General features: G+C 70.6%; 24 protein-coding genes. 11 read left to right on the top strand and 13 right to left on the bottom strand.

Annotated features, from left to right (window positions below):
• Positions 1 to 6: 6 nt before the first annotated feature.
• The 5 genes from Pla133_RS21900 to Pla133_RS21880 all read right to left on the bottom strand — a co-directional run bounded on the left by Pla133_RS21900 (position 7) and on the right by Pla133_RS21880 (position 9,161).
• Positions 7 to 1,176, bottom strand: a complete 1,170-nt coding sequence (locus tag Pla133_RS21900; RefSeq protein ID WP_145069259.1) for an ABC transporter permease — start codon at positions 1,174 to 1,176, stop codon at positions 7 to 9.
• Positions 1,177 to 1,202: 26 nt separating this feature from the next.
• The gene (locus tag Pla133_RS21895; RefSeq protein WP_145069257.1) at positions 1,203 to 1,928 is read right to left on the bottom strand and encodes an ABC transporter ATP-binding protein; all 726 of its coding nucleotides are present in this window, start codon (positions 1,926 to 1,928) and stop codon (positions 1,203 to 1,205) included.
• A complete protein-coding gene (locus Pla133_RS21890) occupies positions 1,925 to 3,382 on the bottom strand; it encodes an efflux RND transporter periplasmic adaptor subunit (RefSeq protein WP_419191839.1) in 1,458 nt (485 codons plus the stop codon). Before Pla133_RS21890 ends, Pla133_RS21895 begins: the two co-directional genes overlap by 4 nt.
• 247 nt (positions 3,383 to 3,629) lie before the next feature.
• Complete coding sequence (locus tag Pla133_RS21885) at positions 3,630 to 8,057, bottom strand: protein kinase domain-containing protein (RefSeq protein ID WP_145069253.1); 4,428 nt, start codon at positions 8,055 to 8,057, stop codon at positions 3,630 to 3,632.
• Between the two features lie 456 nt (positions 8,058 to 8,513).
• Complete coding sequence (locus Pla133_RS21880) at positions 8,514 to 9,161, bottom strand: GNAT family N-acetyltransferase (RefSeq protein WP_145069251.1); 648 nt, start codon at positions 9,159 to 9,161, stop codon at positions 8,514 to 8,516.
• An 81-nt stretch (positions 9,162 to 9,242) separates the two neighbouring features.
• On the opposite strand from Pla133_RS21880, the gene Pla133_RS21875 reads away from it, so the two are divergent.
• Positions 9,243 to 9,752 carry a thioredoxin domain-containing protein gene (locus Pla133_RS21875; RefSeq protein ID WP_145069249.1) on the top strand — a complete coding sequence of 170 codons (510 nt, stop codon included), beginning with the start codon at positions 9,243 to 9,245 and terminating at the stop codon, positions 9,750 to 9,752.
• A complete protein-coding gene (locus tag Pla133_RS21870; RefSeq protein WP_145069247.1) occupies positions 9,749 to 11,164 on the top strand; it encodes a hypothetical protein in 1,416 nt (471 codons plus the stop codon). The genes Pla133_RS21875 and Pla133_RS21870 overlap by 4 nt, the downstream gene beginning before the upstream one ends.
• A 125-nt stretch (positions 11,165 to 11,289) precedes the next feature.
• Here the strand turns inward: Pla133_RS21870 and Pla133_RS21865 are convergent, their stop codons facing one another.
• Together Pla133_RS21865 and Pla133_RS21860 are read right to left on the bottom strand one after the other, a co-directional pair.
• The gene (locus tag Pla133_RS21865) at positions 11,290 to 12,420 is read right to left on the bottom strand and encodes a patatin-like phospholipase family protein (protein ID WP_419191838.1); all 1,131 of its coding nucleotides are present in this window, start codon (positions 12,418 to 12,420) and stop codon (positions 11,290 to 11,292) included.
• Positions 12,421 to 12,428: 8 nt separating this feature from the next.
• Positions 12,429 to 13,085, bottom strand: a complete 657-nt coding sequence (locus Pla133_RS21860) for a class I SAM-dependent methyltransferase (protein WP_419191837.1) — start codon at positions 13,083 to 13,085, stop codon at positions 12,429 to 12,431.
• Between the two features lie 103 nt (positions 13,086 to 13,188).
• Between Pla133_RS21860 and Pla133_RS21855 the strand changes: the two genes are divergently transcribed.
• Positions 13,189 to 13,701, top strand: a complete 513-nt coding sequence (locus Pla133_RS21855) for an SHOCT domain-containing protein (protein WP_145069242.1) — start codon at positions 13,189 to 13,191, stop codon at positions 13,699 to 13,701.
• Positions 13,702 to 13,707: 6 nt separating this feature from the next.
• On the opposite strand, the gene Pla133_RS21850 is transcribed toward Pla133_RS21855, so the two are convergent.
• From Pla133_RS21850 to Pla133_RS21835, 4 genes are all read right to left on the bottom strand, one after another.
• Entirely contained in the window at positions 13,708 to 14,685 is a 978-nt protein-coding gene (locus Pla133_RS21850) for a homocysteine S-methyltransferase family protein (RefSeq protein WP_145069240.1), read from the bottom strand.
• A gap of 71 nt (positions 14,686 to 14,756) precedes the next feature.
• Positions 14,757 to 15,803: a protein-tyrosine phosphatase family protein gene (locus Pla133_RS21845; RefSeq protein WP_145069238.1), complete on the bottom strand. Its 1,047-nt coding sequence runs from the start codon at positions 15,801 to 15,803 to the stop codon at positions 14,757 to 14,759.
• 135 nt (positions 15,804 to 15,938) lie between these two features.
• Positions 15,939 to 16,349 (bottom strand): Smr/MutS family protein, encoded by a 411-nt coding sequence (locus Pla133_RS21840; RefSeq protein WP_419191836.1) that lies wholly within the window; start codon positions 16,347 to 16,349, stop codon positions 15,939 to 15,941.
• Positions 16,350 to 16,360: 11 nt separating this feature from the next.
• Positions 16,361 to 16,933 (bottom strand): FKBP-type peptidyl-prolyl cis-trans isomerase, encoded by a 573-nt coding sequence (locus tag Pla133_RS21835; RefSeq protein WP_145069234.1) that lies wholly within the window; start codon positions 16,931 to 16,933, stop codon positions 16,361 to 16,363.
• Positions 16,934 to 17,062: 129 nt separating this feature from the next.
• Here Pla133_RS21835 and Pla133_RS26660 point away from each other — a divergent pair, with 129 nt between their 5' ends.
• Positions 17,063 to 19,780, top strand: a complete 2,718-nt coding sequence (locus Pla133_RS26660; RefSeq protein ID WP_419191835.1) for a polyamine aminopropyltransferase — start codon at positions 17,063 to 17,065, stop codon at positions 19,778 to 19,780.
• Between the two features lie 64 nt (positions 19,781 to 19,844).
• On the opposite strand, the gene Pla133_RS21825 is transcribed toward Pla133_RS26660, so the two are convergent.
• Positions 19,845 to 20,762, bottom strand: coding sequence for a PRC-barrel domain-containing protein (locus tag Pla133_RS21825; protein WP_145069232.1), 918 nt, complete (start codon positions 20,760 to 20,762; stop codon positions 19,845 to 19,847).
• A gap of 458 nt (positions 20,763 to 21,220) precedes the next feature.
• The gene (locus tag Pla133_RS21820) at positions 21,221 to 21,430 is read right to left on the bottom strand and encodes a CsbD family protein (protein ID WP_145069230.1); all 210 of its coding nucleotides are present in this window, start codon (positions 21,428 to 21,430) and stop codon (positions 21,221 to 21,223) included.
• A 386-nt stretch (positions 21,431 to 21,816) separates the two neighbouring features.
• Here Pla133_RS21820 and Pla133_RS21815 point away from each other — a divergent pair, with 386 nt between their 5' ends.
• The 7 genes from Pla133_RS21815 to Pla133_RS21785 all read left to right on the top strand — a co-directional run bounded on the left by Pla133_RS21815 (position 21,817) and on the right by Pla133_RS21785 (position 26,581).
• Complete coding sequence (locus Pla133_RS21815; protein WP_145069228.1) at positions 21,817 to 22,254, top strand: ElaB/YgaM/YqjD family protein; 438 nt, start codon at positions 21,817 to 21,819, stop codon at positions 22,252 to 22,254.
• Positions 22,255 to 22,310: 56 nt separating this feature from the next.
• Complete coding sequence (locus Pla133_RS21810; RefSeq protein WP_145069226.1) at positions 22,311 to 22,712, top strand: hypothetical protein; 402 nt, start codon at positions 22,311 to 22,313, stop codon at positions 22,710 to 22,712.
• 2 nt (positions 22,713 to 22,714) lie between these two features.
• Positions 22,715 to 23,029 carry a hypothetical protein gene (locus Pla133_RS21805; RefSeq protein ID WP_145069224.1) on the top strand — a complete coding sequence of 105 codons (315 nt, stop codon included), beginning with the start codon at positions 22,715 to 22,717 and terminating at the stop codon, positions 23,027 to 23,029.
• A gap of 8 nt (positions 23,030 to 23,037) precedes the next feature.
• On the top strand, positions 23,038 to 24,216 hold the full coding sequence (locus Pla133_RS21800; RefSeq protein ID WP_419191834.1) for an AI-2E family transporter: 1,179 nt from the start codon (positions 23,038 to 23,040) through the stop codon (positions 24,214 to 24,216).
• Between the two features lie 394 nt (positions 24,217 to 24,610).
• Complete coding sequence (locus tag Pla133_RS21795; protein ID WP_145069220.1) at positions 24,611 to 24,778, top strand: DUF1328 family protein; 168 nt, start codon at positions 24,611 to 24,613, stop codon at positions 24,776 to 24,778.
• A gap of 86 nt (positions 24,779 to 24,864) precedes the next feature.
• The gene (locus Pla133_RS21790) at positions 24,865 to 25,068 is read left to right on the top strand and encodes a YtxH domain-containing protein (RefSeq protein ID WP_145069218.1); all 204 of its coding nucleotides are present in this window, start codon (positions 24,865 to 24,867) and stop codon (positions 25,066 to 25,068) included.
• A gap of 130 nt (positions 25,069 to 25,198) precedes the next feature.
• Entirely contained in the window at positions 25,199 to 26,581 is a 1,383-nt protein-coding gene (locus Pla133_RS21785; RefSeq protein ID WP_145069216.1) for a sigma-54-dependent transcriptional regulator, read from the top strand.
• Positions 26,582 to 26,657 lie beyond the last annotated feature (76 nt).

The raw sequence follows: 26,657 nt of genomic DNA, 5'->3' as shown, positions 1-26,657 counted from the left end.
CGCGCCTCAACCCTCGAATCGCAGGGCCTCGACCACCCGCAGGCGCGCGGCGCCGATGGCGGGGGCGAGGCCCGCGAGCAGGCCCACCGAGAGGGCCAAGCCGAGGCCCAGGGCGGCGGTTGAGGGCGCGACCTCGAAGGCCGTGAAGCCGTAGCTCATCAGGAAGCCGCGCACGGGGCCGTCGATGGCCAGGGCCACCGCGACCCCGATCGCGCCGCCCAGGCCGCACAAGAGCAGGGACTCGCCCATCAAGAGGGCGAAGGCCGTGCGGTGGGTGAAGCCCAGGGCCTTGAGGATGCCGATCGAGTGGGTGCGCTCGCGGGAGGCCATCAGCATCGTGTTGAAGGTGGCCAGGGCGATGGCGAACAGGACCCCGCCGCCGATCGACGAGAGCAGGGTCGGCACGCTGCCCAGCATGGTCACGAACTGGCGCTGGAACTCGGACTCGGTGGTGGTCTGCACCCGCTGGGGCCCGTTCTCGAACAGGGCGTCGACGCGGGCCATGACGCCGGTGGCGTCGGCGCCGGGCGCCAGGTGCAGCACGAACACGCCCACGCCCCCGGGGCCCAGGGCTCCGCCCGTCTCGAGGCTGCGTTCGAGATACTCGAAGTGGAACCACATGGTGCGGTCGTCGACGTTGTTCGACAGCGCGCGATAGATGCCGGCCACCTCGAAGTTCCAGGTCGACCCGTCGGCGCGGGGATACAGGGCTCCGACCATCGGTATCGAGTCGCCGACGCTCCAGCCGAAGTCGGCGGCGAGCTGCTCGCCGATGATGCAGGAGCTGCGCCGGGCCTCGAAGTCCAAGGCGCTGCCCTCGACGATCTCGATCTCCGGGTAGGCGCGCAGCAGGCGCTCGGCGTCCACGCCGAACTGGGCGAAGAAGTTCGACGGGTCTTGGTAGTAGCCGCCGAACCACTGCATCTTCATGCTCGAGTCCACGCCCGGCACGGCCTCGATCTTGGTCTGGTAGGAGGTCGGCAGGTTGACGAACAGGCTGACCGCGGACTGCACGATCAGGCGCCGCTGGCTGGAGGCCTCCACGCCGGCCTCGAGTGCGCCGACCATCGCGCGAAGGAAGCAGATCAGGAACACCGCCACCACGATCGAGCCCAGGGTCAGCAGCGAGCGGACCGGGTGGGCGAAGAGGTTGCGGAAGAGCAGCAGCCAGGGCACGGATTTGGTGGGGGCGTCGGGTGGGCTCAGGTCGTGGTCGAGTCCGCGGGCTCGAGTGGGCGACGGTCCTCGATGCGCTCCAGCCGCCCCTTGTCCAGGTGCACGATCGACCGCGCGCTGTCGGCCGCACGCGGGTCGTGGGTCACCATCACGATCGTCTTGTCGGACTCCCGATTGAGCTTGTCGAGCAGCTCGAGCACGGCCCCGGCCGAATCGCGGTCCAGGTCGCCGGTCGGCTCGTCGGCCAGGATCAGGATCGGGTCGGTGACCAAGGCTCGCGCGATCGCGACGCGTTGCTCCTGGCCGCCGGAGAGCTGCTTGGGCCGGTGACTGCGCCGGTCGTCGAGCCCGACCAGGGCCAGGGCGTGGCGCGCGTGTTCGCGGCGTTCCCTACGCGAGAGGTTCGTGAGCAAGAGGGGTAACTCGACGTTCTGCTGGGCCGTCAACACCGGCATCAGGTTGAAGCCCTGGAACACGAAGCCCACCGAGGCCGCGCGCCAGCGCGCCAGGGCCCCCTGGCCGAGGCGCGTCAGGTCCTCACCGTCGACGATCACCTGGCCGCCGTCGGCCTTGTCGAGTCCGCCGATCAAGTTGAGCAGCGTCGTCTTGCCCGAGCCCGAAGGGCCCATCAGCGCCACGTAGCCGCCGCGCGGGACCTCGAGGTCCAAGTCGTCGAGCACGCGCACGCTCTCGCCGCCCTTGCGGTAGGTGCGCTCGACGCCGACCAGGCGAATGATCGCCTCGACGCTCAACCCTGGTCCCCGTCGGCGACCTTGACCACGTCGCCGTCGGCCAAGCCCTCGGGCGGGGCCGCCACGATCTGCTCACCCTCTTGGACGCCGGAGACCACGATCGGCCGGCCGTCGCGCTCGCCGTCGGTGTGAACTTCGCGGAAGCGGGCGACGCCCCCGTCGACCATGTAGACGCCCTGCAGCCCGCCGCGCTCCACCAGCGCCTGACGCGGCAAGAGCAGCGGCGGCGTCTCGCCCCGCGCCGCCGCATCGAGCGCCGCGATGTCGTCGTCGTCCAGGAACACCACGCGCACGCCCATCTCAGGACGCAGGTCGGCGTCGCGAGTGTCGAAGCGCACGCGCACTTCGACCGTCGCCTTCTGACGGTCCGCGGTGGGCCAGATGCGATCGACGGAGCCGCTGTAGGGCCGCTCGGGATAGGCGTCGAGGAAGACTCGCGCCGGGCGCCCGACCTCGACCGCCGAGAGGCTGGTCTCGGGCACCTCGGCCTGCACCTCGAGCGAGTCCAGGTCGACCATGGTCGCCACCGACCCACGGGCACTCGAGCCGCCCTGGGAGTTGGGCGAGACCACCTCGCCCACCTCGGCGTCCTTGAGCACCACGATGCCGTCGAAGGGCGCGCGCACCTCGGTCTTGTCGAGGGTCGCCTGGGCCTGGGTCGCGATGGCTTCCGCGGCCTGGACGCGCGCTTTCGCGGTGACGGCCCGCGCCTTGGCCTGGGCGATGGCGGCCCTTTGGACCGCCAGGGCCGCGCGGGCCGAGTCGACGGCACCCGTGCCGGCGCGGTTGCGGGCCTGGGCTGCGTCGACGGTGGCCTTGGCGTCGTCCGCCGTGGCCTGGGCCTGGTCGAGCTCGCGCTGGGAGGACACGCGCTCGGCCACCATGGCGCGCACGCGCTCGACCTCGATCTCGGCCAGGCGCAGCTTCGCGCTGGCGGCGTCGATCTCCGCGCTGCGAGCCTCGGTCTCACTCTCGAGGCGCGGGATGTCGGCCTCGGCGGCCGCCAGCTCCGCCTCGGCGCGCTCGACGTCGCGCTCGGCGACCGTGGCCTCCGCGGCGGCCGCGGCCACGTCGGCCCGGGCGCGCAGGAGCCCGGCCCGGTACTCGTCGGAATAGAGCCTCGCGACCAGATCGCCGGCCTTGACCGTCGAGCCCTCGGTGACGGTCAGCTCCACGATGCGCCCGGGCGTGTCCGCCGAGAGAGCCGCACGGCGGGCGGCCACGACGTAGCCGTTGGCCGCGGAGCCGCTCAGCGCGCCGAGGCTGCTGGGGTCGCTGCGTTCCAGGGTGACCAGCTCCACCGTCGGCGCCCCGAAGCGCGCCGCAGCCGATTGGATCGGCTCGCGCAGGGCTACCGCGATCCCGACCAGGACGACCAGGACCACCAGGCGTCGGGGCCAGGGCCCACGGCGGCGGCCGGGGCGACGTTCGATCTTGAGCGCGTCGAGTTCCAAGCGAATCTCCTCGCGGGCGATTATGGCCCCCGTCGACCGTCGGCGACGAGTTCCGCTTGCGGAACCGAGCCGCCGCCGCCGTCGGATCTTCACTGGCTTCGCCGTCATATCCGAGCGTCCCGCCGGCAGACCTACGTCGACTCGCGGGCTCCTCGAGCCGGTCGGATTGACGATCCGCGCCGGCCCCTCCGGCGCGTCGCGATCCGATCCGCCAACTGAGCCGGACCAGCGTCGCCGGCTAGGGGTCTCAGCCGCCCTGGGATTCGGTCTCGAGCGGCGCGGGGGCGCTGCCGAGTCGGTCGCGGAGCTCGCGGTCGAGGGCCTGGACCAGGCCGTTCTTGGACCACATGGACTCCTCCATCATGGTCTCGAACTCCCGCCGGAACCGGTCGGAGTTGTCCTGCTCACCGATCTCGGCGTAGGCCATCGCCAGGACGGCCAGCTCCTCGATGCGCTGGCCGCGGCGGTGCATCTGGCCCGCCTCCAGGAGGGTCTCGATGCAGGCCTGGTTCAAGCCCATGCGGAACTGGGCGATGCCCAGGGTGCGCAGGAAGATCGACTGCTCGGGCTCCAGGCTGCAGGCGAACAGGGACCAGGCCAGGGCGTCCTCATACTCCTCCTGCTCGCGGCCCTCGTCCTGGACCACGGACCAGGCATCGCTCGCCAGGCGCGTGGCGTTCTCGCCGAAGAAGCGCACGTAGTCAGCGATCTGCTTGCGCATCGGCTCGGTCAGGCTGGCGTCGTCCGAGATCGCCTCCATCAGCTCGGTCGTGCTGACGAAGCGGTCGAGGGTGCCCAAGAGATACTGGCGCGCGGCGCGCTGCTTCTCACGGGCCCGGCGGCGGGCGTCGAAGCGTTCCTCCTGGGGTTCCGTCTCCCACAGCCGCGCCGTGCCGTCGCTGCCCACCGAGACGATGCGCGAACCGTCGGGAGTGAAGCGCGCGTCGAGCACGGGCCCCTCGTGGTTGCGAAGCACGATCAGCGATTCACCGAGCTGGACCTCCCAGATCCGCAGGGACTCGTCGTTCGAGGCGGTCAACAGGCGCGAGCCGTCGGGGGAGAACTGCACCGCGTTGACCGCGCCCTCGTGGCCCACGAGCATCGTGCGGTGGGAACCATCGGCCAGGTTCCACAGGTCGACTGCGCCGTCGGAGGCCCCGACGGCGAGGATTCCGGTTTGGGGCGCGATCGACAGGCACAGGGGCTCGGGCCTGGGCACCAGGCGCGCGGCCAGGTGGAAGCCGCTGCCGTCGAGGGCCTCGATGAAGGAGATGGCGATGCGCGCCACCTGATCGAAGCCGGCCCAAATCCGACCGCGTTCGGGAAGCAGCGTCGCGGTCAGTTGAAGCGCGCCCGAGGCCCGCACGTCGTAGCGCCGCACGGCCCCATCGGAGCAGGCCACGAGCACGTCCCGTCGCCCGGGGATCGGCAACAGGGCCAGGGCCGAAACGCCCCGCGGCAGGTCGACGGTCCAGTCCGCGTCGAACTCGAAGTTGCCCGCCGCGTCGCCGTCGGAGCGCAGCGCGGCAAGGGGATCGGCCCACAGGGCGACGATGTCGGGCGGGGGCCCGTCGCGTTCGCTGCCGTCCAAGTCGAACTGGGCGCGCATCGGTCCCGAGGCCACGGCGAGGCTGCCGTCGCGGGACAGCTCGAACAGGCTGAACTGGCGCGGCAGCTTGCCGATCACCCCGGCGCGCTCGCCGGTGGCCGAGTCCCAGGCGACCAGTTCGCCCAGGGACGGAGCGACCAACAGCGCCCCGTCCGGGCTGTGGCGCACACGACCGCTCAGGAAGGACCCGTCGCCGATCGCCGCGACGGGCTCGAGCGTGCGCAGGTCCAGCACCTGGGCCGAGAAGGCGTTGGGCAGCACCACGCGCTTGCTGTCGGGGCTGAAGTCGACCCAACCGCGGCTGCGGCTGCGGCGCATGTCGATCGTGCTGGCCGGCGCGCCGGCCGAGGGGTCCCAGGCGCGCACGGAGCGGTCCGCGGCCAGGCTGATCAGTCGGCCCGTGTCGGGCTCGAGATCGAGACCCACGACCGTCCCGCGGTGGCCGTTGAGGGTCGACTGGAGCACGCCGCTGCCCGCATCCCAGACGCGCACGGAGCGGTCGGTGGAGGCCGTGGCGATCCAGCGATCATCCGATCCGAACAGGGCCGCGGTGATCGGGCCGGTGTGCCCGCGCAGGGCGAAGAGCGCGCCGCGTGAGGCAATGTCGAAGACGGTGGCCGAGTCGTCGGCGCTGGCGCAGACCAGACGGCTGTTGTCGTCCGAGAAGGTCAGGGCCGTGATGGCCTCGGAGTGCGGCGCGAGCTCGTCGATCAGCTTGTAGTCGATGCCGTCGTAGAGCTGGAACTGCCCGTCGTCGTAGCCGATCGCCAGCCAAGCGCCATCCTGGGACCAGGACACTGCCGTCACGATCCGCGCGCGACGCCCGCTCAGGGCAGCCAAGGGCTTTGCGTTGGACGTGTCGAAGACGGTCGCGCTGCGCTCGCGCCCGCGGCTGCCGGACCCGATCACGCCGGCCACGACGCGGCCGCCGCCGCGCTCCAGGTCCAGGGGGCCGAACTCGAGGTCGAAGGCGGTGGGGTCGACCAGGCGTCGCAGCTCGGTCGAGATGCGCCGGCGCAGGACGGTCAGGGGGCCGAGACCGTGGGACACCACGAACAGGCCGCTGTCGGCGTCGTAGGCCATGTCCTTGGGCACCGCGCGCAGCTTCCAGCGTTGGTGGGCGCGGTCGGCGCCGAAGTACCACAGGGCCAGGGATTCGTCGGCCGCGAGCACGCCGATCTCGCCACCGCCCAGGGCCGCCACGTCGACCGGATCCCGCGCACAGCGCTCGATCGAACCGAGCGAGAGGTCCACGCGCTGGGCCAGGTAGGCCCACTCCCAACCACGCAGGTCGTCCTCGCAGGCCTCGAGCTGGCGGCGCGCCTCGGGCTGGTCGTTGGCGGCCAGGGCAATGTCGGCGGCGCGCAGGTTGGCGGCGTAGCGCAGGCGCCGCTGGACCGCCTCGCGCAGTCGCAGCTCGTTGGCGATCTGCTCGACCTCGATACGCCGGTTGTCGGCGAGGCTGCGCTGGCGCTCGGCTTCGGCGGCCTGGTCCTCGGCCTTGGCGCGGGCGCGATTCTCTTCCTGACGGGCGGCCTCGGCCAGTTGCCGCTGGCGCTGCTCCTCGATGCTCGACTCGACGGCCTGGTTGCGCGCCAGTTCGGTGCGCTTCTGCTCGGCCTGCATGTCCGACAGGTTGCGCTGCTGTTGCCAGACGAAGAGCACGATCAACCCGATCACCGCGGCGCCGGCGATGCCGACCGTGCTGGCCAACACGCGGTTGCGCACGATCCACTTGCGGACCTCTGCCAGGAGCCCGGCTTCGTAGGCGCGCACCACGTGACCTTCGAGGTACGCGCGCACGTCGTCGATCATGGCCAGCATCGACTCGTAGCGGTCGGCCTGGTCGTGGGCCATGGCCATCTTGGTGATGGCGACGATCTCGGTCGGGCAGTCCTTCTCGAGGTCGCGGATGTCGACGGGCTCGCTCTCGAGGATGCGCTCGAACAGCGGCGAACCACTCTCGCGGCTGACCGGATCGTCGAACGGACGGTAGCCCGTGAGCAGCTGGTACAGGATCGAGCCGATCGCGTAGATGTCCGCCCGCGGCCCGATCTTGTCGCGCTGACCCAGGGCCTGCTCGGGCGCCATGTAGCCCGGGGTGCCGACCACGTCGCCGTCGAGGGTGTCCACCGAGGAGCGATCTCCGCGGTCGTCGGTGTGGCGCTCGGTCCGTACCTGCGGGCGGCGCAGGCCCTTGCCGCCGCGCTTGACCCGGTCGCGGATCACGTCGAGGGTCGTCTTGCCCTTCTCGTGCTCGGCGCGCTCGGTCTCGTCGAGCACCCGCGCCAGGCCCCAGTCCATCACGTAGGTCTGACCGAAACGGCCGACCATGATGTTCTCGGGCTTGAGGTCGCGGTGGATCACCCCGCGGCTGTGGGCGAAGGCCACGGCCTCCATGACCTTGACCAACACGCTGAGCAGGCGCGTGCGGGTCCAACCGTCCTCGCCGGCGCGGGCCTTGGCGATGACCTTGCCGAGCTCCTCGCCCTGCACCAGCGGCATCGTGAAGTAGAGCCGCGACTGCTCGTCGATGCCGATGTCGTGGACCGGCACGATGCTGGGGTGGTCGAGCTGACTGGTGATCTGCGCCTCCTCGAGGAAGCGACTGATCTGGCGGCTGTCGGGCGGACGGCTGACGACCCCGGGATCGCGGTCCTGGGGCTGCAACATGACCTTCATCACCAGGTGGCGACGCAAGTCCTCGTCCCAGACGGACTGGATCGACCCCATGCCGCCCCGGGCGATCTCGCGCCGGGCGCGGTAGCGCTCGGGCGGCACGCTGCGCGAGGCGATGCGGTCCAGCAGCGGGCCGCCCTGGGCGCCGTCGCCGGAGGGGGCACTCCCCGGTCGACGATCGAGGCTGATGCCGGGATCGACGTCGGCACCCGGCCGCTGGGGCGCGGTGGGCGTGTGGGAGGACAGGCCCAGGAGGGGAGCGAGCCGAGTCCAGGCGTTGTCCAGCGCCTCGAAGTCGTGGCGCAGCTCGGGGTGCTCGCGGCGCAGGCTGGCCAACTCGCGCTCGGCGCCCACCTCCAGGGAGCGGGCGTAGGCCCGCAGGATCACGTCGCTGGAGGGGGGCGGCGCGGGCTCGGGGCCGCCGCCGGTGATGCGCTGCCGGCCAGAAGTGCTCCCGGGTCTCCGCGTCTCGTCGCCAGGCCCCGCCGCTGCGCCAGTAGACCCGCCCGGGGGCCTGGGCGTCGGCGTGCTGCCCGGCGGCCCGAGGGGCGCGCCGGGGCCACGGCCGCGGGGGGGCGAATCGCCGCGGGGTGTCGAATCACTATCGGGCATGGGACCGGACCGCGATTGTCGCCGATGGGCGGCGCGGAGGGAGGCGGATACTACGGCTCCGGAGCCCGCGCCTTCAGGGCGCTCGGCGAGTCCCGAGCCGATCGTGGGCGCCGCGCGTCGGATCCGGTGGTCCGCCCGCCGAAGTTGGCCGCCCGACGGCCAAGGGGCGCCGTTCCACAGGGCTGGAGATCACGGCTCGGGGGTCACGGCGCGGAGATCACGGCGCGGAGATCACGGCGCCGGGGTCAGGAGCGGTTCGCCGGTGCAATCGAAGGCGGACACGCGGCGCGAGCGCTGGTCCGCGGTGCCGCCGATGAACTCGGTGGCCAGCAGGCTGTGGACCTCGGCGTCGCGCCAGGGGTCGGTGCGCTCCACGCCCGGGACGTGGGAGCGGGCCAAGCCGTCGAAGCGGTAGCCCAGGCCGCGCGGAATGCGGACGCTGGGCTCGTTCTGCGGCACGACCCGGATCTCGATCTTGCGGTAGCCGTGGACGACGAATCCGACCCGCGTCAGGGCCGCGGCGGCTTCGGTGGCGTAGCCCAGGCGCGTGTGACCCGCGCGGATCCAGTAGCCGATCTCGGCGCAGCCGGGCCCGATGCGCGGGTGCAATCCGGTGCCCCCGACCAACTTCTGGTCCCCGTCGAAGATGGCGTAGATGAAGTCCATGCCCATGTCGAACTGGGCCCGGAAGCGCCGGATCCGGACGACGATCTCGGCCATCGGCGCCGGCTCGTCCCGGGCCCAGGCCATCCAGGGCAGGAGGTGCTCGACGCTGTCCTCCATGGCCTGGCGCAGCTGCGGGGCGTCGCTGGGCTCGTAGCAGCGGATCGTCAGGCGCTCGGACTGGATCCGGTAGGCGGGGCGCAGGACCAGGGACATCGGCGCAGCTTGCCAGGGCCCCAGGACGGGTTCCAGCCCGGCTCGGCCGGCGCCGGCCCCCTCGGTTATCCTCGCGGCCCGATGTCGCAAGCAGACGGAGCCAGGTCCACGGCGGGCGCCGGGGGAGCTTCGCCGCAGGAGCAGCGGATCCAGATCCCTTGTCCCCTGTGCGGAGCCCTCAACCGTGTGCCCCCGGCGCGAGTGGGGGACCACCCGCGTTGCGGCAAGTGCCGCGCGCCGTTCCTGGAGGGCCTGCCCTTCGCGGTCACGGGCCGCCGTCTGGGCCGTTTCACGCAGAAGTGTGACCTGCCGTTCGTACTGGACGCCTGGGCCACTTGGTGCGGTCCCTGCAAGGTCTACGCCCCGGCCTACGCCGAGGTCGCCGGTCGGATGCGGGGTCGCGTGCTGTTCGGCAAGCTCGACATCGACGCCGAGCAGCAGACCGCGGCCCAGCTCCAAATCACCGGAGTCCCCACGACGATCCTCTTCGCCGGCGGCCGCGAGGTCGACCGCTTCAGTGGCGCCCGCGGCGCCGACGCCCTCTTTGCTTGGCTCGCTGGCCAGCTCGACACCCAGTCCCGTGCCCGATGACTGCTGCAATCGCCTGCCTGTTCACCCTTGTCGCCCCGACCTTCACCGCGCCCTCGGCCGCGCCCGGCGCACCGGTCGACGAGCCGGTCCTGGTGGAGAAGTACGGGCTCCTCTTCGACCTGCCGGACACTGGCAACATCACCGGCGGCCCCGCTGACCAGGGCCAGGTCCAGGCCAGCTGGAGGGGGACGCTGGGCGAGGACACCCTGACCATCGAGTTGCGGATCCTGCCCGCGGACGAGTTCGGCTTCTCGGAGCCCACCGAGGTGGCCGATCTGGTGCGCGACTTCTGGACCCGCATGGAGCGGCCGTTCCAGTACCACCCGCACCGGGTCGTCAACGGTCCCTTCGGCTACACGCCCTACGCCGTGCTGCAAGGCTACGGAGTCTTCGACTCGACCCTCGAGACGGGCGCGGGCTGGGTCCTCAGCGGCCTCCTGCCCGACGCCGGTTACACGGTCGAGGTGGGCTTCGACGCCGTGCCAACCGAGGAGCAGCGCGGCATGATCGAGGCCTTCCTCGAGACCGGCGTGAGCTTCACCGGCGAGCCGCGCAACCCCGAATGGACCGACGAGGAAGTCGAGGCTCGCATCGCCCGCGACATGCCCTCCAGCCTCGAGGACGAGCGCGTGCGCTTCCTGCGCACCGACCACTACATCGTGATCGGCAACTCCTCGGGCGCCAACGCCTTCGCCAAGAACGTGGAGGAGTGCTACGACGCGATCCGCGGCGAGTTCCCCTTCGAGGAGATCGAGGGGCAGCGGCTGATGCCGATCTTCCTGTTCCGCACGCGCGACCAGTACATCGACTACATCGAGGAGAAGCTGGGCTGGTCCCGCGAGAACGCCGCGCGCTCGGGCGGGATCGCTTCGGGCGACTGGTACGCGACGACCTACCAGGATCCGAAGGACCCGACCCACCTGCACGAGCTGACGCACCAGATCTTCGGCAACCGTCTGCTCGTCTCCGGCGGCGGGTCCTGGTTCCAGGAGGGCGTGGCGCGTTACATGGAGACCGTCGAGTACAAGCAGAAGGCGGGCGACATCAACAACATGGGCAAGCGCGCGGCCAAGCGCGCCCTCAAGGACGGTCCCGACGAGGCCGTTGCCGAGGGCGAGTACATCCGCATGCAGAAGATCATGACGATGCCCTCGATGCTGTACTCGAGCTCGGGCCAGACGAACAAGGGCGAGAGCGCCGCGGGCCTGGCCTACGACCAGGCCGGCTCGATCATCTACTTCGTGATGAACGACAAGCGCACGCGCGACAAGGCCCAGGAGTTCATCCACCGCGTGGGCGGGGTCCCGCGCAGCGACATCCCCGCGATCCAGCGCGAGCTGCGCGCCCTGTTCAACGTGGATATCGCGGGCTTCGAGGAGATGTACTTCGAGTTCTGGAAGAAGGGCCGCTGAGTCCGGTCGGACGCGACCGATCGGACGGGGCTGCGGGGCCGCGCATTCGTTCCACACCGGGGCGAGTGCGCGGCCCCGCTGCTTTGCCGGTCGGGCAGCCCATCCGCGCCGCCCGATCGAGGAGTTCAGTCCAAGAGCGCCGTGAGCCCGGGCAACGCCCGCTCGCCGTCGTGCTCGCCCAGCTCCACCAGGCGCTCGACGTAGTCGGCCTGGAACATCAACAGGCTGAGCAGGTCGTTGGAGCGCAGCTCGCGGGTACCCAGGCCACGGGTCAGGAAGCGCAGGGCCCTGGGTAGGCGGGCTTCGTAGTCGTTCGCCAGTCGCCCCAGGTCGGCGGAGGGGCGCACGACGAACAGCTCGATCGGCCGCAGCTCGGTGCGCTGCGCGCCTTCGCGGCACTCGAGCAGGCGGTTGATGCGCCGCAGTTGCAGAGCGTCCTGGTCCAAGAGGTCGAGGAAGATCGCGTTGAGCAGCACGCCACCCACCTGGGCCGGGGCCGGATAGTTCTGGATCGAGGGCAGGGCCGAGTCCTCGCGGTCCCGGGGAAAGCGCGTCGAGATGGCCAGGATCCGCGAGGCGCCCAAATGGATCGCGGGCGCCAGGGGAGCGGAAAGGCGGATGCCCCCGTCCCCGTACCAACGTCCCTCCACTTCGACGGCGGGGAACAGCAGGGGCAGGGCCGAGGAGGCCATCACGTGCTCGACGCCCAGGACCGTCCGCCGCGCGACGCGGTTGGGGCGGTTCCAGGTTCGAATCTCGCGCCCCGCGACCCAGGTCACCGAGCGCCCCGATGAGTAGGACGAGCCCGTCATCGCGACCGAGCGGTGGCGCCCGCTGGCCAGGTGCTTCTCGATGCCGGGGATGCGGCCGTCCTCGTCGACGTTCAGCTCGCGCGCCATCAGTTGCGCCAAGGGCGCGGTGTCCACCAACCCGCGCGCGCGGGTCTTCGGGCCGCGTCCCCCGGAGACCAGCCGCAAGGCCCAGCGCGCTGCGTTGAGCGCGAGGGTCGTCGCGGACACTTCGATCACGTCCTCGACGTCAATGCCGGTCCACAGTCGCCGTAAGGACCTGGTGCGCGTGGGCAGGTCACCGTCGACTGCGGCCAGGAAGGCGGCGTTGATCGCGCCGGCGGACACGCCAGTCAGGATGTCGAACTCGAGCGACGGCCGCGCGCGGGCCAGGGCCGCGAGCACGCCGACCTGGTAGGCGCCGCGGGCGCCGCCGCCGGTCAGGGCCAGTGCGAGCTCACTTTCCAAACGCGGGCTCAGGCGCCGCGGCGCAGTTGGAGGGACATGTGTCGGTCGGTGTCGACGACGATCTCGGCGTCTGCGAGACCGGATTCGTCGGCCAGGGCGCGCAGCTCGTTGGGGGTGAAGGCCGCACACAGGCTGGCGTGGAACAGGGCCTGCTGGTTGGGGTTGGCGCCCGCCGCGTGCAGGGCCACCAGCTCGTCCGCGCGCTCGATGTCGTCGGGGCGGAACAGGTCGCGCACGAGCAGCACGCCGCCGGGCTTCAACACCCGCCGCAACTCGGACAGGAACGGCCGCGGATCCGGGATGTGGTGCAGGATCGTGTTCGAGTAGACGGTATCGAACTCGCCGTCGGCGAAGGGCAGGCCCTTGGCGTCGGCCAGTCGGAAGCTCAGGCGCTCGGCGTGGGGCGACTTCGACCGGTGGCGCTCCGCGTGGGTCAGCATGGTCTGGGCCAGGTCGACGCCGAGCACGCTGCCCTCGGCGATCTCGTCGCAGACCATCACCGCCACGTGCCCGGGCCCGCAGCCCACGTCGAGCATCGAGCCGCCCGCGCCCAGCTCCACCAGGCGAGCCACGAAGCCCCGGTTGGGCTCGGTGTGGTCCATGGCGTCGTATTCGTCGGCCTCTTCGGCCGTGTCCATCACCTCGGGCTCGAGCACGCGCTGCATGGGGGGGAATGTTACGCGCGCGGGGGCGTAGCGCACCCCTTCGCGGTCCGTAGGATCGAGAGGTTCCGCGCTGCGGCCGACTCGCAACCCGATTTCACCGACCATGGCTCGACGCAACGTCTCCGAGGCCCGCAAGAGCAGCTTCTACCTGGGCACCATCCTGATGGTGCTCGGGCTGATCCTGTTCTTCTCGTCGATCGTGGGCGTCTTTGTCGCGGTCGGTTCCGGCGGCGCGAGCGACCCTGGCGCGGGGATGATGAGAGCTCCGGTCGGGTTCGTGCTGCTGATGGTCGGCGGTTTCCTGCGCCGGGTCGGCGCCCGCGGCGTGGCAGGGGCCGGGCTGATCCTCGACCCCGAGCGCGCGCGCGAGGACCTGGAGCCCTGGTCGCGCATGGGCGGCGGGATGGTCTCCGACGCGCTGGACGAGGCCGGCATCGACCTCGCGAGTCCGGCGGCCCGAGCTGCACGTCCGGCGCGCGGTGGGCGCGGCGATGGCTGGGGCGGCCTGCCCCTGGACGAGCGCCTGCGCCGGCTGCACGCCCTGCATGCCGACGGCATCCTCACCGACGAGGAGTACGCGCGCGAGAAGCGCGAGCTGCTCGACGAGAACGGCTGAGCCGGCTCACTCGTCGTCGTCTGCGGGCTCGTCGTCGAGCTCGTCCTCGGACTCGAGCTCGGCGTAGAAACCGTCCGAGTCGGGCCGCCCGAGTCGGCGAGCCAGGGCCCGCAGGTGGGCGGGGGAGGTGCCGCAGCAGCCGCCCACCAGGCGCAGGTCGAAGCGCCGCGCCAGCTCGGCCACGCCGGCGGCGAAGTCCTCGGGCCCGATGGGGCCGATCCCGGCCGGTTCTTCGGGGCCCGTGGCGCCGGCGTTGGGCCAGCAGCCCAGGGGTCCGTCCCACAGCTCGCGCAGCTGCGCCAGCCCGGCCTCCATCCCGCCCGGTCCGTCGCCGCAATTGAGCGCCAGGAGGTCGACCCCGTGGTCGCGCGCGGCAGCCACGGCCTCGGCCAGGGGCGCCGCACCGGGCAGCAGGGAGAGCAGCAGGGGCTCGTCGCCGATGCGACGGGCCGCCGCCACCGCCGCCGCGATCTGGATCGGGTCCGCGCAGGTCTCGATCAAGAGGCCGTCCACGCGGCCCGAGGTCAGGCGCCGCAGCAGGGCGTCGTAGTCGGCCTCGACCGCGGCCCTCGAGCGCCCGCTCTTGGTGGGCAGGTCCGTGCCTGGTCCGGCGCCGCCCAGCACCCAGCGGGGCCGGTCCTCGTCCGACCAGGCCTCCGCGGCGGCGCGTGCCTCGCGCACGGCGGCGGCGACGATCTCGTTCAGGCGCGCGCCCTGGCCGCACTCGGTCAGGACGCTCGGCAGGGCCATGAAGGTGTTGGTCGTGGCCAGGTCGCAGCCGGCGTCGAACCAACTCTCGTGGACCGCGCGCACCTGCTCCGGGCGGGTCAGGTTGAGGACCTCGACCCCGTCCTCTACCTCCAGGTAGTCGCGCGCGAGGTCGAATCCGGAGGCCAGGAGCTGGGAGCCCATGGCCCCGTCGAGCAGGAGCGGCGGGCCGGCGGCCAGGGCCGCGCGCAAGTCGGAGGCGGTGGGGAGCTGCACGCGGCCGAGCCTACCGCCCCGAGCTCGCTGCGCGCAGCCCGCTCCCGATCAGGAGCGGGCGGGCCCATCGGTCAGTTGCGGTAGACCTCGTGGCAGGCCGTGCAGCTGTTGGCCACGACCTTGAGGCTGGCGGAGGCTTGCTCGTGGGTCAGTTCGCCGGCGTTCATGGCCCGCAGGTCGTCGCGCAGCTGGGCAGCGGCCTCGGCCGAGGCCGCCATCATCGCGCGGAAGTCGGCGGGCTCGGCGGCGGTCTCATCCAGCTCGGTCGTCCGTTGCAGCAGCACGGCGAGCTGTTCCGCCTCGTTCAGCGCGTTGGCGTCCGGGTGGTGGTCCGGCGCGCGCCAATCGTTCTTCGACAGGGCCTTGAGCAGGTCGTGGGAGCGGGTGATCCGCACCATCGCACCGGCCACGCCGTCCAGCGGGCTGGCGGACGGGAAGTCCCAGTCCATCGCGCGCGTCTGCGACTCGCTGGGCAGGTCCGCCAGGGCCACCGTGCGGTACAGCCCCTCGTAGCTCTCCGAAGTCCCGCACCACTGGCGCATCTCGCCCAGGGCGGTCTCGCGGTCGATTCCGTCGAGCACCAGGCGACCGATCTCGGCCGCGGCGGGACCGCGGTGCTTGCCGTGGAAGCAATGCACGTAGAAGGGGCCTTCCTTCTCGCGGAAGGTCTTCGTGATCTTGGCCAGGTCCTCGTCGGTGATGCCGTTGTAGCGGATCGGGACGTGGACGTAGGTCATGCCGTACTTGGCCGCCAACTCCGCCTCGGGCTCCTTGCCGTCGACCGAGAGGATCGTGCGCACGCCCTTCTCCTGCAGCAGCTGGAAGGCGCCCTCACCCTCCGGCTCGCTGCCGGAGATGATGTTCTCGCTGAGCTCGAAGACGTTGTGGAGGTCCGGGTGCGACTCGGGCTCGGCGGCCGGCAGGGTGGCGCGTCCAGCGACCTCGAAGGCGCTGCCCTCGAGCTGGGGCAGGGGCGCTGCCACGGCTCGGACGACGCGCTCGCTGGCAGGGCTCGAGCCGTCCTCCGCCGAGCCGTCGCGGCTCGGCTGGACCGTGCTGCAGGCAACGACGGCGAGGAGGCTCAGGAGCAGGGGAGAGGTGGTTCTGAGAGTGGCCATCGGGGATTCAATCGGCGGTTATCGGAGACGAGCAATCAGGTAGGGCGAATCCTGTGCCAACCGGCCCCGCCAGCCCTGGCAGTGCTCCGCGACCCACTTCGGGTCACGATCTGGGAACAGGGATGCACCGAGCCATCACGGAGCCTCGCTGCTGGGGTCCCAGCCGTCCAGTCCCAGGTCGGCGGGGCCCAGGTCTTCCAGGCCGGCGCCGCGCTCGGGTTCGGCGGGCAGCTCCTGGCCGTCGGCACCCCGGCGAAGCCCCAGGCGCACCAGCAGCGAGCCCCCGTGGGGCTGGCGCGCGTGGCTGCGGACGCCGTGGAGGCCGCCCTCGACTCCGCTGAGCCAGGCCTCGACTTGACCTCGCAGGACCGGGGCCCCGCGGGCATTGCCCAGGCCGCGACCGGTGATGACCTCGATCGACGCGGAGCCCTGGAGGCGGGCCCGATGGAGCGCCCGCGAGAGCCGCGCCAGGGCCTCGTCCGGCCTGCAGCCATGGAGGTCGACGGATGGGGGCCGGGGGCTGGGCCGGGGGCTGGTAGGGGGCACGGCCACAGCTCCTAGCCGTCGGTGGGGATCCCGGCGGAGTCGATCCGGGCCCCCACTGCGGTGGGGGCGCTGGCCGGGGCCGCTGAGGACGGCGCCCCGGACGGAACCGTCTGCGCCGAGTCCGCTTCCGCGGGCTTCGGCCGGCGCACCGCCATCAGCTCGACATCGAAGACCACGGTCGCCCCCGGCGGCACGATCCCGGGGACGCCCTCCGAGCCGTAGGCCAGCTCGGGCGGCACGGTCAGGCGTCGGCGGGCGAACTGACGCATGCCCACCAGGCCCTGTTCGAGACCCTCGGGCAGGTCGCCGTCGCCCAGGCGCACCTGGACCGGCTCGCCGCGATCCCAGCTCGAGTCGATCTGCACGCCATCGCCCAGTCGGGCCTGGTAATGCAGGGTCAGCTTGTCGCCTGGGCGGGCGAAGAGCAGGTGCTCGTGCCACGGAATCGTCAGGTCCAGGATCACGACCCCCGACGGCAGTTCGAAGGCCTCGTACTGCGGCGGGTGCGGCGAGAGCAGGCGACATCCTGCGAGGAGCGCAAAAGGCGCCAACAGGATCGCGACGATGGGGCGTTTGGGCGTCATGGGACGGGGGCCGCCAGGGTAGCCGCTCCCTCCCCCTCCCCGTAGGATCCGACGCCGCTTCTCCCGCCCCGGCGACGCCCCGAGAGACCCCGGGAGCGCCCCCCCAGACCGCCCCTGCAACTGGCTCCCGTGCCCGCCCAACCGATTCCGGTCCCGACCTCGCGCCTGGTCGCGCTGTTCCTCGTCTCCTGTGGCCTGCTGCTGGTGCAGGTGGCCCTGACGAAGATCTTCTCGATCGTCCTCTGGTACCACTTCGGGTTCCTGGTGATCTCCCTGGCGATGCTGGGCTTCGCCACCTCGGGGGTCTGGCTGTCCCGGCGGCCGGAGCTCTTGGAGCAGGGCAGCTCGCTCCTGGCTCGGCTGTCGTCCTCGGCGGCCCTGGTCATGTGCCTCAGCCTGTGGCTGGTGACCCACACCCAGGTCAACGTCTCCTCACTGATCCAGGACCACAACGAGGGCGCGTTGCTGGCGGTGATCGCCGCCGTGGGCCTGCCCTTCTTCTTCTTGGGCGGGGCGGTCAGCGCGACGCTGACGGTTCACCGCGCCTCCGCCGGCAAGGTCTACAGCGCGAACCTGTTGGGTTCCGGTCTGGGCTGTGCCCTGGCTGTGGTGCTGTTCGACGGCCTGCACCTCTCGGCCACGGACGTGGTGCTGTCGAGTGCGCTCTTGGTGGCGATCGGCGCCGTGGGTTTCTCGCTCACCGCGCCCATGCGCGCGCGGATCGTGCCGGTGCTGGTGACGGTGGGCTTGGTCGCCCTGTTCGCGGTCCAGGGGCGCCACGACTGGCTGCGCCTGGTCGCGCCCGACGACAAGCCCCTGGCGCGCGTGGAGCAGTGGGAGGAAGACCACAACCTGCGCAAGGCGACCCTGCTCAGCGGCGAGGAGGTCTTCTTCTCGGAGTACACGCTCGATCCCGTCGCCATGGCCTTCGACGTGGTCACGCCCTACGGCGAGAAGCGCCGCGTGACCGCGGCCGAGGTCGGCTGGAACCCGGGCGAGGAGATCCCGCTCGAGAACGCGTCGCTGGTGGAGTTCACCAAGTGGACCTCGCTCAGCCGCGTCGACGCGTTCACCTGGCCCTTCCGCCGCGACCCCTGGGGCCTGTGGGGCCTGTCGTCCCAGTACAAGGGGGACTACCCGCGCCAGAAGGGCATCACGATCGACTCCTGGGCCATGACCAACGTCATGGAGTGGGACCGCGCGGCCGGGGACGGGCGCCCGCCCGAGATCCTCGAGTACCTGCCCGCGGGCCTGGTGCACCGCATCAAGCCGGCGGCGGAGATCCTCTGCATCGGCGCCGGTGGCGGCATGGACCTGTTGACGGCGCTGCGCTTCGGCGCGTCGAAGGTGGTCGGGGTCGAGATCAACCCGAGCGTGGTCGAGTCGGTGCGCACCTGCTTCCTGGAGTTCCAGGGCGGGATGTACGACCCGGAGAACCCGACCGCCGGGGTCGAGATCAACATCGCCGAGGGGCGCCACTACCTGGAGCGCGACGAGCGCCTCTACGACGTGGTGCAGCTCTCCGGCGTCGACACGGCCAGCACGACCCAGGCTGGCGCCTTCAGCCTGTCGGAGAACTTCCTCTACACGGCCGAGGCCTTCGCCACCTACCTGGAGCGCACGCGCGACGACGGCTTCGTGACGCTCACGCGCTGGGTGCTGCCCGACGAGGACGGCTTCCCGCGCAACACCCTGCGCCTGTTCACCATGGCCTGGGGCGCCCTCGCGGACGCGGGCATCGCCGATCCCGGCCAGCACATCTACCTGGTCCAGAGCCAGGGCTTCAGCGTCATCATCTTCGGCAAGACGCCGTTCACCGACGCCCAGCTCGCGACCCTCGACGCCGAGTCCGAGCGGCTCGACTTCGGCGCGCTCTACCATCCGCGTCACCCCAGCGAGTACGTCAACCCGTACACCAAGGGTGTGGTCACGAACTGGTACGACGAGTTCGCCGCGGCGCCGGACAAGCAGGCCTTCTTCGACGACTACCGCTACGACGTGGTGCCGCCGACCGACGACCGGCCCTTCTTCTTCGAGACCTCGCGCTTCGAGCAGCTCCTGGAGAAGTCGAGCTTCTTCAACCCGCTCGGCGGGGTGACGGCCCACGGCATCCTGGTGGTGCTGTTTGGCCTGGTGCTGCTGGCGGGGTGGTTCTTCGTGCTGATGCCCCTGCGGCGCCTGGGCGGGATCTCCGAGGAGGCCGTGGCCGGCGTGCGCCGCCTGCCGCTGATGCTCTACTTCGCGTCCCTGGGCCTGGGCTTCATCCTGGTCGAGGTGGTCTTGAGCCAGGAGTTCATCCTGTTCCTAGGCAACCCGCTCTACAGCCTGGCGGTAGTGCTGTTCAGCGTGCTCGTGTTCTCCGGTATCGGCGCAGCGCTGTCCTCGCGGGTCAAACACCCGGAGCTGGCCTTGATCGCGGTGATCGCCCTGGCGGCGGTCTACCCGCTGATCCTGGACGACGTCTTCGACCGCGCCCTGATGCTGCCGACACCCGGCCGCATCGCCGTGTCGGTCGCCCTGCTAGCGCCCCTCTCGGTGGCCATGGGCATGCCCTTCCCCCTGGGTCTGGGGCGCATCGCCCGCGGGGACGCGCGCCTGACCGCCTGGGCTTGGGGCATCAACGGCTACATGTCGGTGGTGGGCAGCGTGCTGACCATCGGCCTGGGCATCGCCTTCGGCTTCCAGATGGTCGTTTGGATCGGAGCCGGGGTCTACGGCGTGGCGCTGCTGTCGGCGCCGCTCCTGGCGGCGCGCCACGGCGGGGGCGACGGAGAAGTCGAACCTGAACCCGAAGCGGTGGTCGACCGGAGCCTGCTCGCCGAATCCGCCGAGCCGTCGGCGTCCTAACGCGCCGAACCGCGCTCCGAGACGATTCCCGGAGCGCGGCTCGGCAGATGGCCGTTGCGTCAGATCAGCCTTTGAAGCGGGTCTTGACGCTGTCGATCATCGCCTTGGTGATCACGCCCTGGTCGGGCTCGTCGTAGGCCGGCGCCAGCTCGAGGTCGGCCGTCGTGCGCTTGGTCCACAGCACCGAGTTGGCCTCGTCTTCGTCCGACTCCATGCGTTGGGTCAGGGTCAGGTTCGCCATGGGCATCAGGTAGCGGTCGGCTCCGACACCGGCGACGCCGCCGCGGGAGATGACGAAGTAGGCGACCTTGCGCTCGTCCAGGTCGATGATGGTGTCACTCACGCCACCGAACTCCTGGCCGATCGCGTCGTAGAGCTCGAGTTCGTCGAGCTCTCCGCCGACGAAGAACCCGCCCTGGTAGGGCTGGTAGAAGTAGTCGCCGAGCTGCTGGGGCTGCGAAGCCTTGCTCGAACTCGCCTCGACTGCGTGGGCCTTGCGGTCGCGCTTCTTGGCTTCGCTGAGGTCGAACGACTCAGCGTTCTCGAGGTCCTTCCTCGTCATCGAGAGGCTGAAACACGCATCCTCTTGATCCCAGGTCAGCTCGCCGAAGTCGATCGCGACCGTCTTCTCACCGATGCCGAGGAAGCCACCGGCGCCGATCAGGGCGCGGGTGATCTGACCCGTGCGAGGGTCGAGCATCAGGTCGTTGACGGTGCACTCCGGGCGATCGGCGGTCTCGCCATCCTTGGCGGCTTTGCGGATCGCTTCGGGGTTGGCGTGCAGCTTGACCGTCGCGCCCTTGATCTGCTCGAGCTTCACGAAGCGCTGCGCGATCTTGTCCTGTTCGGTGCGCTCGGTCTGCTGGTCGGAGCGTGCACCGGCTTCGCGCACCTGAACAGGCGCGGCGAACGCCGTGGGGATGTTCGGGGTGAGGATGAGGGCGCCCGCCAGGATGGCGGCGCTGGTGAGAGAGGTATTCACGGGGTTGTCTCCTGTGTTCTTGTCGAGTCGGTAGCTAGGTGCGTCGCCGCGACAGCGCGTCGACTTCACCTGCGATCAGTGACCGTCATCAATCGGCGTGCCGGGGATCGATGGGTGGCCGGGGGATGTGGGCAAGTCCCGCGCGCGGCGCGCCACACCCCATTGGGATGGCCGCGGAGGCCGTCGGCCAACGAACCTCGAACAGGGCCAGTCGGGGATTGGCTCGCGGGCGTACGTGCCGCGGATGGCCGCGGGGCTCGTTCCGCTGCCGATTGGACAACCTACAACCACCGGCCAGGGCGCTCGGGCGTGGGACGCCTCGGCGGCAAATTGGATCAGCCCCGCGACGATCCGAGCGGATCGTCACGGGGCTGCTGCACCGGCCAGCGAGGGTGCAGGCGCAGTGCGAATCAGTGGACCGATGGCCCGGGGGCCCCGTCACCTCAGGTCACAGGCGATCAACGCAGTCCGTGCCGCTTCTCCCAGGAGCTCAGCTCCTTCTCCGCCTCCTCGCGCTGCCTGCCGTAGCGCTGTTGGATGGCACCCACGAGTTGGTCGCGTCGACCCTCGATCTTGTCGAGGTCGTCGTTGGTGAGGTCACCCCACTGTTCCTTGGCCTTGCCCTTGTACTCGTTCCACTTGCCTTTGAGCCACGGTTGGTTCGCCATTGGATCTGTCCTTCGTTCTCGATTGGTTCAGGGTCGCTGCCGGTCGGCCTCGCGTTCGTTGGATGCGGATTGGCTCGGCAGCGCTGGTCCGGCGAAGTGCAACGCGCGTGCCACGAGGGTCAGGGCGGCACCGACCCAACCGGCGCGGGGACCGCGGCGACATCGGCTTGTCACAAGGGGCGCGTCTGCCACGCGTCGGATGGGCGCTTCTACAAAGGCGTAGCGGATCCCTTCCCACGGGATGGGGACATCGGCTCGAAGTGGGCCCAGGGACGATTCACAGCCGCGGCACCGCAGTTGCATGACGCCGTCTCCGCCGCTCGCTGTGAGTGGCCGAGACCCAGAGCGAGCCCTCGCTCGAACCCGCCCGAGTACAGCGATACCCCATGAGTTCACGAGCCAAGACCTTCGGATCGGTCACCGATCAAGGCAGCCACGCCTCCTCTCCCCAAAGCGGCGCTGCGACCGCCCACAGCGAGACCGATCGCACTAGCGAGAAGGGCCGCAGCTTCGAGGACGACCCCACCAAGGACCATCAGACCGAAGACCATCACCGCAGCCGGAGCGAGGCCGCAGAGCGGCTCTTGCACCAGGCCGAGCGCGTGCTGGCCGAGATCAAGGCGCTCGGCACCGTCGCCGGCGAGTCCGCGGGTGATGCGGTCCACTCGGCCAAGCAGGCAGGCGCCGATGCGGTCCAGCACGGCAAGGAGAACGCCGTCGAAGCGCGTGACCAGGTCGCCGACTACGTGGGGCGCGAGCCGCTCAAGGCCCTTCTGATGGCTGCTGGAGTCGGCGTCGTCCTGGGGATGTGGAGTCGGCGGTGATCCACCGGTCGGAACCCGAGACAGGCGAACAGGAACGCGGCACGTCGCAAACCCGGGTGACCCCCAAGGCCCTGGGAGCGGAGTTCTCGGCTGCGCAGCGCGAGGCGCGACGGCTGTTGGAGCTCGAGCTCGCGCGGGTCCGGCTGGTGGGCCACGAGGGCGTGGAAGCCCTCGTCACCGCCGGCGCGTGGGCGACCGCGGTGCTGGTGCTGGCCGTCGTCGGGGTCGGGTCGGTCGCCTTCGGGGCGATCGAGCTCTTCTCGTCGGCTTGGGGGCCCTGGCAGGGCAAGCTCGTCGGGGGATTGCTCTGCTGCGGAGCGGCCCTGGTCGGTCTGGCCGTGTGGCGAGCCCGCCGCGACGCGCGCTTCGTCGCCAAGTTGGGGCGTTCGAAACCGGGCGGCGACGACGAAACCCCTGGTGACGTCGCTTCCGACGCAACGCCCGCAGCGGCGCACTAGCCATGGGTTCCATCACCTTCTGGCGGGGCGAGAGCCCACGCGGTGTGCTCGCCTCCCAGCGCGCCCAGGCCCACGCGGAGGCGCTCGAACACGCGCGCTCCGTGCGTCGCCGTGGTGAGCTGGCGCTCGCTTCGCACCCGTGGACCACGGTCGGCCTGGGCCTGGCCGGCGGCCTTCTGATCGGCCGCAGCTCGGGCTCGTCCGAGTCGGGGAACGAAGGCTGTGAGGCCTCGACGGCGCCGTCCACCGGAGCGGGCTTGTTGAACGGCGCGGCGCGCATCGCGGCCATCGCCCGCCTGCTTTCGATCGGTACTTGAGGCGCGACGTGGCGCCGCCCCCCCAGAGCTTCTCGGCCGAAGACCGCGCCGCATCCATCGCGCCCCTCTCCAGGTCCGCGGCGGTGGAATGGTCCGTGATCCTCCTGGCCCTGATCGCGGTCAGCGGGGCGCTCTACTTCGCCCAGCCCTTCTTCGTGCCGATCGTCGTGGCGGGTCTCAGCCAGCTGGCCCTGGCGCCGATCATTCGCGCTGGGCGCCGGATCGGCCTGCCGAGCCCAGTCACGGCTGGGATCCTGGTTCTGGCAGTGCTCGTCGCAGGCGGCCTGCTCGTCTACTACCTCGCTGAGCCGACCCAGACCTGGGTCGAGGAGCTGCCGCGGCAGTTGCGTTCGGTCCGCTATCGCCTGCGCGAGACGCTCGAGAGCGTGGAGCGTGTCACCGAGGCGGCCCGCACCCTCGATCGCAGCACCGACCTCTCAGGAAACGGGACGACCCTCGAGGTCAAGCCGATCGCGGCCGGATCGCCTCTCCTGAGCGGCTCGACGACCGTCGCGGCCCAGGGCCTCGTCACCGCGTTCCTGTTGTTCGCGATGTTGGCCGGCAACGGCGGTTTCCTGCGGAGCCTGGTCAAGATCCTCCCGCGCTTCAGTGACAAGCGGTTGGCGGTGACGGTCGTGCGTCGCATCGGCCTCGACATCTCGCGCTACCTGTTCACGATCACGGCCATCAACATCGGGCTGGGCGTGGCGATCGCCCTCGCCCTGTGGTCGATCGGTATGCCCAATCCGGCCCTGTGGGGCCTGATGGCGACCCTTCTGAACTTCATCCCCTACGCGGGCGCAGTGGTCGGGGTGGGGATCGTCGGTCTCGCGGCGGTCGCGGCCTTCCCCGTCCTTGCGGATGCCCTCCTCGCCATGGGCCTGTATGCCGCCCTGACGGGCCTCGAGGGCGGCGTGGTGACGCCTGTCCTGGTGGGGCGGAGTCTGTGCCTGCGACCGGCGGTGGTCCTCGTCTGGCTCCTGTTCTGGAGCTTCATCTGGGGCGTGGTAGGGGCTCTGATCGCGATCCCCATGCTCGTCGTGCTCAAGATCCTCTGCGACCACGTACCCGGACTCGGCGGTCTGGGCGCGTTCCTGGGCGAGGCCGCGAGCACTGAGTCGGGTCCCGACGAATCGACTGCCGGGGCGCCAGGAGGACTCGACGCGGGCGTGGCTTCGGCGAACTGAGCTCGAATCCTCGGGGACGCCTACCGCTCGCCGTCGGTCGTCCGCGGTTGCAATCCTTGCAAGAGCGGTCGATGGCTCCTGCAAGACCTACAAGAAGGACCGCGCATCCCCTGGTTGCGGTGGATCGAGATCGGACGCGAACCCAGGCCTCGTGCGGTGCGATTGTCGCGCGCGCCCAGCCACAGCTGTCAGCGCAGTGATCCAGCTGGCGCAGCCACTTCTAGAGGGCCTGCCTGGCTCCTCGGCACGCTTCCTGCAATGGGATCTTCGCCCAGTCCCTGCGCGGCGCGGTGGGCACGAGCTCGAGAGCTCGACGATCGCAACCTGCGCCCCAGGTCACGTCAACCGTTCGCGCGCAACTAACCCCGACGCCGCTCCGGCAAAGGAAGCCCCCATGCTCAACTGGTCCATCACCTTCTTCGTCGTCGCGATCATCGCGGCCATCTTCGGCTTCGGCGGCATCGCCGCCAGTGCAGCCGGTATCGCGAAGATCCTCTTCGTGGTCTTCCTGGTGCTCTTCGTGGTCAGTCTGGTTCTCGGTCGGAGATCCGTCCAAGCCTGACTCCGCGTGCTCGCGCGGGGCGCCGGCGCACCGTTCCAGTTCGCTTTCCAACGCGGACACACCTCAACCATCAATCCACCTCGAACATGAAGACCCTTCCGAAGACCCTGGCCCTCTTGGCCGTTCTCGCCCTGCCCATCGGCCTACCCAGCTGTGGGGACGAGGACCCGATCGACGCCGCCGAAGGCGCCTTCGATGATGCGGGCGACGCCCTCCACGACGCCGGCGACGCGGCTGGCGACGCGATCGAGAAGGCCGCCGACAAGGTCGACGACGCCGTAGACGGATGATCGCGACGCCCTACGTGGGGCAACACCGACGTAGAGTGGCGCCTGTAGAGTTGTCCGCGCCCCGGTCCGAGGGGGTGGCCCGAGTGGCCCCCCCCGCGGCCCGTTCCACCGCCAACCGAGCCCAAGCCCCGTGTACGACTGCCTGCTCCTGGACGACGACCGGCGGACCCGCGAGGTTCTCGCGCGGCTCGTGGATGGCGACGACTTCAAGGCGCGGCTCGCGCCCGACATCGCGACGGCCCGCCGACTTGCCGGCGAGCGCTTTCCTGACTGCGCGATCCTGGACCTCGACCTTCCCGATGGGAACGGCCTGGACTTCTTCAAGGAACTGCGCGAGCAAGGTGAGGTCGAGGTCTTGATCCTGACCGGGCAGGGCACGATCGACACGGCCGTGACGGCCCTGAAGTCGGGGGCGATCGACTTTCTGACCAAGCCCGTCGAGCCGATCAGGTTGGAGTCCGCCATGCTCGCGATTCGGCGCACCCTTTCACTCAAGGCCGAGGTCAACAACCTGCGGGCAGTGCTGCGCCAGGAGGGACGCTTCGCCGGCATGGTGGGTACCTCGAGCTCGATGCAAGGCGTCTTCTCGATGATCGAGAAGGCGGCGCCCAGCGAATCCAGTGTGCTGATCCTGGGGGAGACGGGTACCGGCAAGGAACTCGTCGCGCGCGCCCTGCACCGCTTCAGCCGCCGCGCGGACAAGCCGTTCGTCGCCTTCAACTGTGGGGCGATCCAGTCGTCGCTGCTCGAGTCGGAGCTGTTCGGCCACGAAGCCGGCTCTTTCACCGGCGCGGGCAAGCGCAGGCTCGGCTACTTCGAGCAGGCCAAGGGCGGGACGGTCTTCCTCGACGAGATCTTCGAGATGCCCTTGGAGCAGCAGGTCAATCTGCTGCGAGTGCTCGAGAATCGGCAGATCACGAGAGTTGGCGGCGAGTCTCCGATCGATGTGGATGTGCGCGTCGTCGCGGCGTCGAACAAGAGCGCCACTGCGGCGCTCGAGGACAGATCGGTGCGCGAGGATCTGCTCTACCGCCTGATGGTCTTCCCGATCCACGTCCCGCCACTGCGCGAGCGCCGCGAGGACGTGAGATGCCTGGCGCAGTTCTTCCTCGACAGCCTGGTGCGCTTGGCCGGCATTCCGAAGCGCTTCTCCGCCGATGCCCTCGCGAAGCTCGAGGGCCACGACTGGCCTGGCAACGTGCGAGAGCTACGCAACATCGTCGAGCGCGCCTGCATCTTGAGCGATGACGTGATCGACGCCGGGTGCATCGTCTTCGACGACCACGCGTTGTTTCGCAGCCGCGGCGTGTCTCAGGCGTCCATTCGCCCCTCGATCGGGGGCGCGGTGACGGTCGAGCCGGGCATGTCGATCGCCGAGGCCGAGCGACTGTTGATCCTGACCACCCTGGACTGCTTGAGCGGCAACAAGCCCAAGGCCGCCGAACTCCTGGGGATCAGCCTCAAGACCCTCTACAACCGCTTGAACGTCTACAGCGCCTCCGCCGGAGCGTAGGTCGCCGAGGGCGCGGCTGCGGCTGCAGCTGCGGCTGCGGCTGCGGCAGCGCGCCGCGCGCGATCGAGTGCGGTCA

The sequence above is a fragment of the Engelhardtia mirabilis genome, assembly GCF_007748095.1.
Lineage (GTDB): Bacteria > Planctomycetota > UBA1135 > UBA1135.
The sequence above is the reverse complement of the archived record's forward strand: the minus strand, read 5'-3'. Positions and strand labels throughout refer to the sequence as shown.